The organism is Mucilaginibacter sp. OK098, assembly GCF_900142915.1.
In the GTDB taxonomy this organism is placed as follows: Bacteria; Bacteroidota; Bacteroidia; order Sphingobacteriales; family Sphingobacteriaceae; genus Mucilaginibacter.
The window spans coordinates 1-13,327 of record NZ_FRCM01000006.1 but is presented as its reverse complement, the minus strand read 5'-3'; the positions used below and the strand labels follow the sequence as shown (position 1 = coordinate 13,327).

Below are 13,327 nucleotides of genomic sequence, written 5' to 3'. Positions count from 1 at the left end.
GGGCTGTCGAAATGCTTTTTCATTTCTTCACCCTGTTTCTTCATGGCTAACATCTGATTTTTCCACTCGGGGCTGTCAAACTGTTTTTTCATCAGCTCACCCTGTTTCTTCATCTGCTCCATCTGTGCTTTCCATTCAGGGCTGTTGAAATGCTTTTTTATTTCTTCACCCTGCTTGCGCATAGCGGCCATTTGATTTTTCCATTCCGGACTGTTGAAAAACCGCTTTACCGAGTCCGGGGCATCATCGCTATAATATGTTTCCCCATAAATTTCTGTGTCATTTGCCGGGCTCACCTTCTTAGCTTTTGCTTTTCTGCCTTTGCCTATAAATTTGCCTTTTTGCTTGTGCTTTATCGTATCGTTAAGAAAAGAGTATTGGGTTGAATCAAGTGTGCCAACAAATTGTGCCGTTTTGATTTTTTCTGTTACCGCTAATTTTGCCTTGTTGGCAATTATTTTGGCCTCGGCAACTTTGGGGTTAAACCATGCAATACAGCTAAGGGTGCCTGTTAATAAAAACAGCGCTATTATGAGATGGCGAATGCTGCCAATATGTTTTTTAGTTTTCATAATTCTTTCAATTCTGTTTAATAAATGGAACTTTTGTCCGGTGGCAGCGAGCGCCAGCTGCAGGTTTGATTTCCTGGCTTCTTCAAGCTTTATCAAAGCCTGCGCATATATTAAAGGCTCGCCGGTTTTTTCAACAACAAGGTCATCGCAACCGTTCTCTCTTTCCTGATTTATAATTCTGTTAATTAACTGGGTAAAGGGATTAAAGAAAAGTAATACCGTTATAAACTGCTGCAGCAAGTTTATCAGGTAATCGTTACGTTTTATGTGCGAAAGCTCATGTAATAAAATAGCCTCAACTTCATCGGCCGATAAATTAACACATATGGTAACAGGTAAAAGTATAAGAGGTTTAATATAGCCTATAACACAAGGCACATCAATCAGCTCGCTGAAACTAATCCGGATCTGCTTACTGATGTTCAGTTTTTTTGAAAACATATTAATAAACTGTTGCATTTGCCCTGCGGGTAAAAGCGATAGTTTTATTTGCCTTATTTTATTCCACTCGGTTGCAAGCCGGGCAATGTTTATAGTAAGGCCGGTAAAATATATGGCGCATATATATGGCAGGTAACCCGCAATGGTATATGACCATGCTGATTGGTAATGTGTACTTGTTGGTAAATTTAAGTAGGGCAATAATGGTAATACATGGCCAGGTTTTAAACTAACCCAGTTATAGGCGTAGATCTCTGTAAATAAAGTATAAACAAAGCAGGCCGATATAGCTAACATAGCAATAATAGCCAGGTTATATTTTTTTACCGCGGTTAATGATGAGATGCCGGCAAAAGCTATCCTTAAAATAAAATACACCAGTAACCCCTGCCACAGCGAGTGGATGATGGTGATGCCTAAAACCTGGCTGATGTTGTATAATATGGTTTGCATTGTTTTAGTTAATTAGAGACTGGGGATTAGAGATTTGTTACTATCCCGCAGCTCCAGTCGTTTATTTTTTTATGATTTGCTACCTGTCTTTTTTAACTAACCTCTGGTCTCTAATCTCTAATCACTTCCCCTCGAACTGTTTCAAATAATCCTTAATCGCATCAATCTCATCTTTTGATGCGCGGTGATGGCCCAGGGCCTGGATCACCAGGTCGGATGTTGAGCCTTTAAATACGGTTGATATAATTTTATCAAGCGCGGTTTGTTGTGCCTGCTCACGGGTTATAACGGCTTTATACAAATGGGTTTTGGCGGTGGTGTCCCGCTCAACCAATCCCTTATCATGCATTATCTGCATTAATTTTAAAGTTGTGGTATAACCGGCATCCTTGTTTTTTGCCAATTCCTCATGTACATCACGTACGGTGCACTGGCTTTTTTTCCAGATCACCTGTAATATCTCAAGCTCGCTTTCTGTTGGTTTTACTTCCATGTCTACTGTTATACGAATTTCTTCGTACAAAGATGTACGATAGATTTCGTATTTGCAAATTATTTATAAACTTTTTTTAAAAAGACGCGCGGGAAGGGGAGAATGTTGCAGGGATTAAGCGAAAAGCTGAAAGCCAAAAGCTTAAAGCGAATGATGGGTTGAAAAGCTTAAAAAAAGGATTAAGCGAAAAGCGAAAATTCTTAACAAAGCTTTGGTCTTTGAGCTTTACGCTTTCAGCTTTTTTACTGTTTTTGCAGCGTTTGGTATTTAAGTCCGTTTGCCGGATCGGCCTGGCTTAGTATGTTCATGGCCTGTAGCCGTTCCTGGGAATCGGTTTTGGTAAAGATGGATACAAGTTCATCGCTTTTAGCGGTAAAGAACACAAGCGGGAACATACTGCCCAAACGCTGACGGTCAACCTCTGCCAAAACGGGCAGGATCCCCGAAATAACTTTGCGACCTTTTCCTGCATTATCCGCCATAACATCAAGGCCATTGCGGTGGTAATCATATATAAACCCGCGTAAAGGCAGGTAAAGCTTGTTATTCAGGTTCTCGGCAAGCCAATAGCGGTTAATATTACCGTCAAAAGCTTTCCAGCCCTTACTTGATGATGTTTGTGCATTTGTAGCAACATTTTGAGCGGCGGCAAAGTAATTGGTGCCACCAAATTTTGAGAACGAATCGTAATCCATACCTACAATAATATAGGCATAAAAGGCCATTATGGAGCTTAAATTACTTTGAAAGTTTTGGTCGGTATAGTCAATGCTTTGTCCTTCGGTGTAGGTAAAATCAATATCCTTATCATTAACATTTAATAATGTTGAAGTATAGGTAGTGCCATATACTGGTCTGGAGGACTGCACTTGCAGTTCGCCGCTAAAACTGCTGCTGCCGTCCCAGGCTGTAATGTTTAATATAAAATTGCATTCAATCCGTTCCTGTGGTAAAATATCATCGGCACTCCATTTACGGCCATTTAAAAAATCTTTCATGGCAGTTTCAAGCGTTTGAAAGATCCGTTTATTGGTTGATTGTATCTTGGGCGATACAACCTGGATGCGTGCATTTAAATCTTGTGCAACAGCCTTAAGGCCTAAGCAAACCAACAGAATATAAATGCTAAATGCTTTCATTTTTTTATAAACTCTATAATTTTAGTACAGATATCGCGTGCAACATCCTCTTTGCTTTTAAGATCATAGGCTGTTTTTTGCAGCTTGTTATCTATAATAGTTATTTTATTGGTGTCTTTTTTAAAACCGGCACCCGCATCATTTAGCGAATTTAATACAATAAAGTCAAGGTTTTTCTTTTGCAGCTTGTCAACCGCGTTTTTTTCTTCATTATTGGTTTCCAGTGCGAAGCCAACCAGTATTTGTCCGGGCTTTTTTTGTTTGCCCAGCTCGCTTAAAATATCAGTGGTCTTTTTTACCTCGATGCTAAAACCGGCTTCCTGCTTTTTGATTTTTTGTTCAGCAACGCTAACGGGTGTGTAATCAGCTACTGCGGCACTCATTACGCAAGCCTTTGAGCCTTTAAAGTTTTGCAGGCAGGCATCCAGCATTTCTGCTGCCGAAGTAACATCTATCCGTTTTATAGAATTATGTTTGCTTATTTGGGCCGATGGTCCTGCAACCAGGGTAACATCAGCACCTAATCGTGCAAGCTCATCTGCAATGGCAAAGCCCATTTTGCCCGATGAGTGGTTACCGATAAAACGAACCGGATCAATAGCCTCATAGGTAGGCCCTGCTGTAACCAATATTTTTTGATCAGCTAAAGGGAGTTTTTTTTTAACGTCTGCCGATACAAATGCTATCACCTCTTCCGGCTCGGCCATCCGCCCTTCACCATGAAGGCCGCTTGCTAATTCGCCGGTGCCGGGAGGGATCAGGATATTACCAAACGATTGCAGCTTGCTGATGTTGGCCTGGGTAGCGCTGTGCTTCCACATATCAAGATCCATAGCAGGCGCAAAATACACCGGGCACTTTGCCGAAAGATAAACGGCCATCAGCAGGTTATCGCAAAGGCCGTTAGCCATTTTAGCAAGTGTGTTGGCACTTGCCGGGGCTATGATCAAAATATCGGCCCACAAACCCAATTCAACATGGTTATTCCATTCACCGGTTTCGGTTACAAAATAATCAACAAGAACAGGATTTTTTGAAAGGGTGGATAGGGTAAGGGGCGTTATAAAGTTGGTAGCATCCGGAGTCATCACCACCTGCACATTTGCACCGCTTTTAATAAGCAGTCGTACCAGCGTTGCCGATTTATAAGCCGCTATACTGCCACAAATACCTAAAACTACATTTCTCATAGGCCCCCTAACCCCCTAAAGGGGGAATTTGAAAATTTAAAATTAAACAAAAAAACTCCCATGCGGGAGTTTTTTATATCATTGCGTTGCCCCTATGTTTTTTACTCCCCCTTTAGGGGGCCGGGGGCCTGGCTTATTGTTGTTCTTTTGCCGGATTACGGTAGTAAACCTTATCGTCTAAAAATTCCTGGATAGCTACCAATGATGGTTTTGGTAGTTTTTCGTAATATTTAGAGATCTCGATTTGCTCACGATTTTCAAAAACTTCTTCCAGGTTATCGTTTGACGATGCAAATTCTGAAAGCTTTTGGTGCAATTCTTCCTTTACATTGTTCGAGATCTGGTTAGCTCTCTTTGACATAATTACAAGCGACTCATAAATATTGTCGGTTTTTACATCTAACTCACGCAAATCGCGGGTTACAGTGCTGCTTGCTACGGCAGGCTTGTTAACAGTATTGTTATTAGCGTTCATATCTTTTTAATTTGGGATCTTTTTATCGTTTTTTCCTTTTTCAGAAGGAGGCTGAGTTGTTACTGTATCTTTTGTAGCGATTTTTTTTGCTAACCTTTGATCAGCTAGTGCTTCAGCCAATATTTTTTTGTCTTCAGCTATACCATCCTGGCTATATTTTTTGTAGCGGGCCGCATCATTTAAAAATTTGCTTTTAGGATATTTTTCAGCAAACTGATCTGCATAGGTCATGGTAAGGCCATAACGGTCTCCCTGGAAATCTTCCCTGCTATGTTTAGCGTATTGGTATTGTGCTTCAATAGTTAAATATTCAAGTTCTTCAGCGTATTTGGTATCCGGGTAATCGCGCAAGGTATTGCCAAACGCAATTACGGCAGCCTGGTAATCGCCAATGGTTAAATAAAGTTTGGAGTTTGCGTATGATTTAGATTCCAGTTTATCACGCAGGGTTTGTATAAGCTTGCTGGCTTCGGCAACCCGATCGCTTTTTGGATACAAGTTTATAAATAACTGCAAACCATCAATGGCCTTGCTGGTATTTGTTTGATCAAGTGAGTATATCGGCGAATCAAGGTATTGGCAATAAGCATACATAAACCTGCATTCTTCTGCTCTCGGACTTGATGGATAAGTATCAGCAAATGTTTTGAAATGATAACCGGCAGCAGTGTAATCTTTTAATTTATAATTTGCGTAAGCATTATAATAGAACAAGTCCTCAGCGCCTTCATGCCCGCGGTAACGTGTTGTCAGATCATCAAATAACCCTAAAGCCTTGCTGTACTCTCTTTTATTATAAAGCTTAATAGCTTCTGAGTATTTTTTGGCATTATCATTACTGGCCTTCAGTTTTTCATATTTACTTTTACAACTGCCCAGTACGAGCATTAATACAGCAAATACACCGGCTAATAACGTTAGTTGTTTTTTAAACATTTTGCAAAGATAGTTGAATATTATAAATCAGTCAATTATTTATTTTATATAGGTATAACCACGCTCTCCCTTAACTTAAGGAAGATGGGGTGGATAATTCCCGGCTAATATATAACGCTTGTTTTACCTATGCTATATATATAGGTATCATTTAACATCTTTTAACAGTGGAAGGTTCATAGTTGATGGTTCATAGTTAATAGCCGAAGGAATGGGGCAATCTGAGCCGTAAACTTTCTTTCCTCCTCGTGCGCAGCAAGGAGATGGTGATCCAGCGAAGCGTCAATCGGGGGGGTAAATTCTGCGCGCGATATTCATGCTAATATATTTACGCTACACAAATTGATACACCATTGCTCAATTTTGCTTCACTTTTCCTGCTATGAACTATGAACCATCAACTATGAACTCTTCTTCATGAACCATCATCTATGAACTAATACCTTTTTTCGCATTAAATGCTTTTGATTGCCCTTTAGGAATTGTGAGCGAATTCCAGTTTTCGGCCGATACCATTTTGGCTATATATACTATCTGCCCTATGTGATAGGGGATATGTGCCAATTGGCGGTTAATGGCTTCAATTACTGTGTGACTTTCCTTCCTTATATATATAGTGCGCATCAGGTCATCTTCAGTAAGGGCATCTATACTATTATATATACACAGCCATCCTTTTTCCCATAAAGCCAGCAGGTCTTCTTTTGAGGAAAGAGTTTCTTCAAATTCCTGGTCACGATCCCGCCATGGCTTTTCGCCATCCGTGGTTAAAAAATCTGTCCATCTTGAAAGTGAATTTCCGGCTATATGCTTAATAATAATAGCTACGCTATTCGATTCCTGGTTATACTGCCAGTGAATTTGTTCCTCGTTTAGCTTTTCAATAGCGCTATCGCCTAAAGTTTTGTAATAGCCGAACAGTTTTTTAACGCTTGATAAGTAGTTATTGCCGTTGCTTTCCATAATATGTTACCGTTTTAACAGGTGTTTTTAATAGTTGATAGTAGTAAATGTATTATACAAGGGTGTAATTTCAGTGTTTTTTAATTATTTTCAAGTGTATTTATCTATAAAATTGGAAAGAAGCTTCTCCTGAACTTTTAAAAAACACCATGTTTATATAGGTATTTATAGCTACTGCTTTATAAACGGGAGTGATGACGATAGGCATGTGATAATTTTTCCTCCTGATTTGCAAAGTGTTACCGCTACACTATTGATTATTCTTACAAACCTTTTGGATAAGTTAAAAACCTGCGTATCTTTGCGGCCCGCTTCGGAAAAAGAAACGGTTGTTATTTGAAGAGAAAGTGATAAAGAAGCAAGCTAAAAAATAAGTTAAAAAAAGGCTTGACAGGAAGAAAAAAAAGTCACATCTTTGCAGCCCGCAAACGAGGGAGATAAAAGAGAGGGGAAGCGGGGAAAAGAGGCAAACAAAAAATAAAAAAAATAAAGTTTGCAAGTTTAAAAAAGGTTCATACCTTTGCAGTCCCAAAAGAAAGGGGCGAAAAAACGAAAGGAAGCCGGAAACGGAAGAGCGTCGGAAGCTGAGAAAAGAGGGGAGCGATTCCGGAAAAGAAAGCTAAAAAAAAGGAAAGAAATTTCCGAAACAAAAAGGGAGAAGGAAGCGATTTCCGGATCAATAAAAAATGAAAGTTAGACGGCGTAACAACCAGAAAAACATATAGCCTGACTGAGACAGAAAGGCGTAAAAGTTCTTATAAGATACTGGATAATCATGTAGCGTAACGGTAGATCACTGTTACGAAACAAAGAGAGAAAAGGGATACTGTATAAAGATACAACAGTGAACGGATCGGAATAGAAGAGAGAAGCGATTCAAACGACGAACTCCACCGGGCACGAAATTTTACAGATTCTATTATTAATAATAGGGTCAGTGAACAAACAAAACATTTTACAATGGAGAGTTTGATCCTGGCTCAGGATGAACGCTAGCGGCAGGCCTAATACATGCAAGTCGGACGGGATTGGAGAGCTTGCTTTCCATGAGAGTGGCGCACGGGTGCGTAACACGTATGTAACCTACCCTTATCAGGGGGATAGCCTCTCGAAAGAGAGATTAAGCCCGCATAATATGAAGACACAGCATTGTGATTTCATCAAATATTTATAGGATAAGGATGGGCATGCGGAACATTAGCTAGTTGGTAAGGTAATGGCTTACCAAGGCTACGATGTTTAGGGGATCTGAGAGGATGACCCCCCACACTGGTACTGAGACACGGACCAGACTCCTACGGGAGGCAGCAGTAAGGAATATTGGTCAATGGGCGCAAGCCTGAACCAGCCATGCCGCGTGCAGGAAGACGGCCCTACGGGTTGTAAACTGCTTTTGTACCGGAATAAACCACAGTTCGTGAATTGTGCTGAATGTACGGTAAGAATAAGGATCGGCTAACTCCGTGCCAGCAGCCGCGGTAATACGGAGGATCCAAGCGTTATCCGGATTTATTGGGTTTAAAGGGTGCGTAGGCGGCCTGTTAAGTCAGGGGTGAAAGACGGTAGCTCAACTATCGCAGTGCCCTTGATACTGATGGGCTTGAATGTACTAGAGGTAGGCGGAATGTGACAAGTAGCGGTGAAATGCATAGATATGTCACAGAACACCAATTGCGAAGGCAGCTTACTATGGTATGATTGACGCTGAGGCACGAAAGCGTGGGGATCAAACAGGATTAGATACCCTGGTAGTCCACGCCCTAAACGATGAATACTCGATGTTAGCGATATACAGTTAGCGTCAAAGCGAAAGCGTTAAGTATTCCACCTGGGGAGTACGCCCGCAAGGGTGAAACTCAAAGGAATTGACGGGGGCCCGCACAAGCGGAGGAGCATGTGGTTTAATTCGATGATACGCGAGGAACCTTACCCGGGCTTGAAAGTTAGTGAATGATACAGAGACGTATCAGTCCTTCGGGACACGAAACTAGGTGCTGCATGGCTGTCGTCAGCTCGTGCCGTGAGGTGTTGGGTTAAGTCCCGCAACGAGCGCAACCCCTATGTTTAGTTGCCAGCACGTTAAGGTGGGGACTCTAAACAGACTGCCTATGCAAATAGAGAGGAAGGAGGGGACGACGTCAAGTCATCATGGCCCTTACGTCCGGGGCTACACACGTGCTACAATGGGCAGTACAGAGGGCAGCTACCTGGCAACAGGATGCCAATCTCAAAAAGCTGTTCACAGTTCGGATCGGGGTCTGCAACTCGACCCCGTGAAGTTGGATTCGCTAGTAATCGCAGATCAGCAATGCTGCGGTGAATACGTTCCCGGGCCTTGTACACACCGCCCGTCAAGCCATGGAAGCTGGAAGTGCCTGAAGTGCGTAACCGCAAGGAGCGTCCTAGGGTAAAGTCGGTAACTGGGGCTAAGTCGTAACAAGGTAGCCGTACCGGAAGGTGTGGCTGGAATACCTCCTTTCTGGAGCAGTATCCACAAATCTCTCTCTTATAAGCGTAATAGCGAAAGCTGTTTAGCTACATGACCAGGTTCTTATATATTAGTTGATTAGGTTGATTAAGTTGAATGGTTGATTGGGTTGAGAAACTAAATCAATCGCTAATTCACTACATCAGTCCTTCACTAATTAAAACGAAACAAAAGGAAAACCCAAAAGATGAAGCCATTAGTAAGGTGACAGTCAAGTGGGCGGCGAGATTGTAAGAAATTACGGTTTACGATTTACGAGAAAACGATTGTTAAATCCGAAATCGAAAATCTGAAATCCGAAATAACAAACAGTCCTGTAGCTCAGCTTGGTTAGAGCACTACACTGATAATGTAGGGGTCAGCAGTTCAAATCTGCTCGGGACTACGGCGCAGCAAAGCTGCGAGGCGTTAGGGAAATAGAGATCAGAGGTTAGAGATCAGCGATTAGGAGGAAACAACTAATCACTAGTTAACTAATCACTAATTAACTAGTCACTAATTAACTCATCCAAAGGGGGATTAGCTCAGCTGGCTAGAGCACCTGCCTTGCACGCAGGGGGTCAACGGTTCGAATCCGTTATTCTCCACGAACCCACCATTTGCCTACCAAGGCATGGATAATGAAAAAGGCGATCCGCAATGGAAGACCGGGGTAAAAGTTCTTTGACATATTGGAAGAAGTAAATTAAAAGAGAAAACAACAGAAGAGGACTGTTGAGGCTTCAAAAGTTTACAAAGATTAAAGGTAAAGAGGTAGCAATACTAATGAACCAATGAACGAGTGAGCTAATGAACGCAACAAGAATCAAAAAAGCATACATACCGAGCAAAAGGCGGTATAGTAGAAGAAAGTAAGAAAGGGTACACGGGGGATGCCTTGGCTCTCAGAGGCGATGAAGGACGTGATAAGCTGCGATAAGCTGCGGGGATCAGCAAATATGAATTGATCCGCAGATTTCCGAATGGGGAAACCTAACTATTTGAAGAATAGTTGCATAAATGCGCGAACCTGCTGAACTGAAACATCTAAGTAAGCAGAGGAAGAGAAAACAACAGTGATTTCCTGAGTAGTGGCGAGCGAAAGGGAAGAAGCCCAAACCGGCTATGTTACGGCATAACCGGGGTTATAGGACCACAACATGAACATTAAATAAAACCGGAACGGGGTGGGAAACCCGGCCATAGAGCATGAGAGCTGCGTACGGGTAATAGATAATGGAATAGTGGTATCCTGAGTACCGCGAGGTCGGAGACGCCTTGTGGGAATTTGCCGGCACCATCCGGTAAGGCTAAATACTCCTGAGAGACCGATAGTGAACCAGTACCGTGAGGGAAAGGTGAAAAGAACCCCGAACAGGGGAGTGAAATAGAACCTGAAACCGTGTACTTACAAGCGGTCGGAGCGGACTTGATCCGTGACGGCGTGCCTTTTGCATAATGAGCCTACGAGTTACTCTTTCCTGGCAAGGTTAAGTGTTTAAGACACGGATCCGAAGCGAAAGCGAGTCTGAATAGGGCGTATAGTCAGGGGAGGTAGACGCGAAACCTTGTGATCTACCCATGGACAGGTTGAAGGTGCCGTAACAGGTACTGGAGGACCGAACCGATAAACGTTGAAAAGTTTCCGGATGATCTGTGGGTAGGGGTGAAAGGCTAATCAAACTGGGAAATAGCTCGTACTCCCCGAAATGTTTTTAGGAACAGCCTGGCGGTTGAGTTATTAAGAGGTAGAGCTACTAATTGGGTGCGGGGGAGTCAAATCCTACCAAATCCAGATAAACTCCGAATGCTTAATAATATACGCTGGAGTGAGGCTCTGGGTGCTAAGGTCCAGGGCCGAGAGGGAAAGAACCCAGACCATCAGCTAAGGTCCCTAAATTACCACTAAGTTGAACTAACGAGGTCCGATTGCACAGACAGCTAGGATGTTGGCTTGGAAGCAGCCATTCATTTAAAGAGTGCGTAACAGCTCACTAGTCGAGCGATCGGGCATGGATAATAAACGGGCATCAAGTGGTATACCGAAGCTATGGATTATGCAGCAATGTATACTGGTAGGGGAGCATTCTAAATTCCGGTGAAGCAGGAAGGTAACTGACTGTGGAGGGCTTAGAAAAGCAAATGTAGGCATAAGTAACGATAAGGCGGGAGAGAAACCCGCCCACCGAAAGACTAAGGTTTCCTGATCAACGCTAATCGGATCAGGGTTAGTCGGGGCCTAAGGTGAAGCCGAAGGGCGTAGCCGATGGACAACTGGTTAATATTCCAGTACTTTTTATAACTGCGATGCGGTGACGGAGTAGTGACACTGACGCGAACTGACGGAATAGTTCGTTAAAGGCCGTAGGTATATGGACTGTAGTAAAGTACGCAGACCATGCTGAAAGCTGATAGTACGCAGAACCTTCGGGGGATGTGATAGTTCAGGTAATCAGACTTCCAAGAAAACCCGCTAAGCTTCAGGTTATAAAAACCCGTACCGTAAACCGACACAGGTAGTCGAGGAGAGAATCCTAAGGTGCTCGAGTGAATCATGGCTAAGGAACTCGGCAAAATGGCCCTGTAACTTCGGGAGAAGGGGCGCTGGTAGCAATATCAGCCGCAGTGAAAAGGCCCAGGCGACTGTTTAACAAAAACACATGGCTATGCAAAATCGAAAGATGACGTATATGGCCTGACACCTGCCCGGTGCCGGAAGGTTAAGAGGGGATGTTAGGGTTAAACCGAAGCATTGAATCGAAGCCCCGGTAAACGGCGGCCGTAACTATAACGGTCCTAAGGTAGCGAAATTCCTTGTCGGGTAAGTTCCGACCTGCACGAATGGTGTAACGATCTGGGCGCTGTCTCAGCCATGAGCTCGGTGAAATTGTGGTATCGGTGAAGACGCCGGTTACCCGCAACGGGACGGAAAGACCCCATGCACCTTCACTACAACTTAACATTGAAATCGGCTACAGGATGTGTAGGATAGGTGGGAGACTGTGATCATGCTTCGCTAGGAGTATGTTAGTCAACGTTGAAATACCACCCTTTCTGTATCTGGTGTCTAACTCCGTAATGCGGAGGACATTGTTTGGCGGGTAGTTTGACTGGGGTGGTCGCCTCCAAAAAGGTAACGGAGGCTTTCAAAGGTAAGCTCAATACGCTTGGTAACCGTATGAGGAGTGCAATAGCATAAGCTTGCTTGACTGTGAGGCAGACAAGCCGAGCAGGGTCGAAAGACGGATATAGTGATCCGGTGGTTCTGCATGGAAGGGCCATCGCTCAAAGGATAAAAGGTACGCTGGGGATAACAGGCTGATCTCCCCCAAGAGCTCATATCGACGGGGAGGTTTGGCACCTCGATGTCGGCTCGTCACATCCTGGGGCTGGAGAAGGTCCCAAGGGTTGAGCTGTTCGCTCATTAAAGTGGCACGCGAGCTGGGTTCAGAACGTCGCGAGACAGTTCGGTCCCTATCTGTTGTGGGCGCAGGAAGTTTGAGTGGGGCTGACCTTAGTACGAGAGGACCGGGTTGGACGAACCACTGGTGAATCTGTTATGGCGCCAGCTGTATTGCAGAGTAGCTACGTTCGGAATAGATAAGCGCTGAAAGCATCTAAGTGCGAAACTAGCCACAAGATGAGACTTCCATTGAGGGTCGTAGCAGACTACTACGTTGATAGGTTACAGGTATAAAGGTGGTGACATCATAGCCAAGTAATACTAATCGCCCGAAGCTTTCTCATAGCAGGTAATTATGGTTCATTAGTCACTGGTTCATTAGTTCATTGGTAGCAATACCGGTAAACGAAGAATAAGTACTAATGAACCGAACACTAAAACTGTTGTTTTCTCAATTTATTTGCTTCTTTCAATTATGTTTAAGTTTGTGGTCATTAGTCACTTGTCATTAGTCATTGGACTAAGCAAGCAGACAATAAGATCAGGAACAAAAAAAAGATATTAAGTTAGCGGTTATAGCCATCAGTCAAATCAAATGACTAATGACACAATGACCAATGACTAAAAGAAATTCAGGTGCCTATATCGGCGGTGTCCACCTCTTCCCATTCCGAACAGAGAAGTTAAGCCCGCCAGAGCCGATGGTACTGCAGTAAAATGTGGGAGAGTAGGTCGGTGCCAAATCTTATCAAGTCCCTTTCATCTAACGATGAAGGGGTTTCTTGTTTTATAACC

General features: G+C 43.1%; 7 protein-coding genes, 2 tRNA genes and 3 rRNA genes. 5 read left to right on the top strand and 7 right to left on the bottom strand.

Annotation, left to right across the window (positions count from 1 at the left end):
• The 7 genes from BUE31_RS19800 to BUE31_RS19770 form a co-directional block, all read right to left on the bottom strand.
• Positions 1 to 1,466, bottom strand: a 1,466-nt coding sequence (locus BUE31_RS19800) for a M56 family metallopeptidase (RefSeq protein ID WP_073405581.1), incomplete at its 3' end; no start/stop codon positions are given.
• A gap of 121 nt (positions 1,467 to 1,587) precedes the next feature.
• The gene (locus BUE31_RS19795; RefSeq protein ID WP_073405580.1) at positions 1,588 to 1,959 is read right to left on the bottom strand and encodes a BlaI/MecI/CopY family transcriptional regulator; all 372 of its coding nucleotides are present in this window, start codon (positions 1,957 to 1,959) and stop codon (positions 1,588 to 1,590) included.
• A gap of 242 nt (positions 1,960 to 2,201) precedes the next feature.
• The gene (locus BUE31_RS19790; RefSeq protein ID WP_073405579.1) at positions 2,202 to 3,098 is read right to left on the bottom strand and encodes a type IX secretion system protein PorD; all 897 of its coding nucleotides are present in this window, start codon (positions 3,096 to 3,098) and stop codon (positions 2,202 to 2,204) included.
• Entirely contained in the window at positions 3,095 to 4,288 is a 1,194-nt protein-coding gene (gene coaBC, locus BUE31_RS19785) for a bifunctional phosphopantothenoylcysteine decarboxylase/phosphopantothenate--cysteine ligase CoaBC (RefSeq protein WP_073405578.1), read from the bottom strand. Before coaBC ends, BUE31_RS19790 begins: the two co-directional genes overlap by 4 nt.
• Positions 4,289 to 4,421: 133 nt before the next feature.
• Positions 4,422 to 4,763 (bottom strand): DNA-directed RNA polymerase subunit omega, encoded by a 342-nt coding sequence (locus tag BUE31_RS19780; RefSeq protein ID WP_073405577.1) that lies wholly within the window; start codon positions 4,761 to 4,763, stop codon positions 4,422 to 4,424.
• A 6-nt stretch (positions 4,764 to 4,769) separates the two neighbouring features.
• Entirely contained in the window at positions 4,770 to 5,699 is a 930-nt protein-coding gene (locus BUE31_RS19775) for an outer membrane protein assembly factor BamD (RefSeq protein WP_073405576.1), read from the bottom strand.
• A gap of 429 nt (positions 5,700 to 6,128) precedes the next feature.
• Complete coding sequence (locus tag BUE31_RS19770) at positions 6,129 to 6,662, bottom strand: DUF1572 family protein (RefSeq protein ID WP_073405575.1); 534 nt, start codon at positions 6,660 to 6,662, stop codon at positions 6,129 to 6,131.
• Between the two features lie 957 nt (positions 6,663 to 7,619).
• Here BUE31_RS19770 and BUE31_RS19765 point away from each other — a divergent pair.
• From BUE31_RS19765 to rrf, 5 genes are all read left to right on the top strand, one after another.
• Positions 7,620 to 9,141 (top strand): 16S ribosomal RNA (locus tag BUE31_RS19765).
• A 319-nt stretch (positions 9,142 to 9,460) separates the two neighbouring features.
• Positions 9,461 to 9,535 (top strand) — tRNA-Ile (locus BUE31_RS19760).
• 128 nt (positions 9,536 to 9,663) lie between these two features.
• A tRNA-Ala gene (locus BUE31_RS19755) sits at positions 9,664 to 9,737 on the top strand.
• A gap of 258 nt (positions 9,738 to 9,995) precedes the next feature.
• Positions 9,996 to 12,876 (top strand): 23S ribosomal RNA (locus BUE31_RS19750).
• Between the two features lie 288 nt (positions 12,877 to 13,164).
• A 5S ribosomal RNA gene (rrf, locus tag BUE31_RS19745) occupies positions 13,165 to 13,276 on the top strand.
• Together the 16S, 23S and 5S rRNA genes with 2 tRNA genes alongside form the textbook arrangement of a ribosomal RNA operon.
• Positions 13,277 to 13,327: the final 51 nt, after the last annotated feature.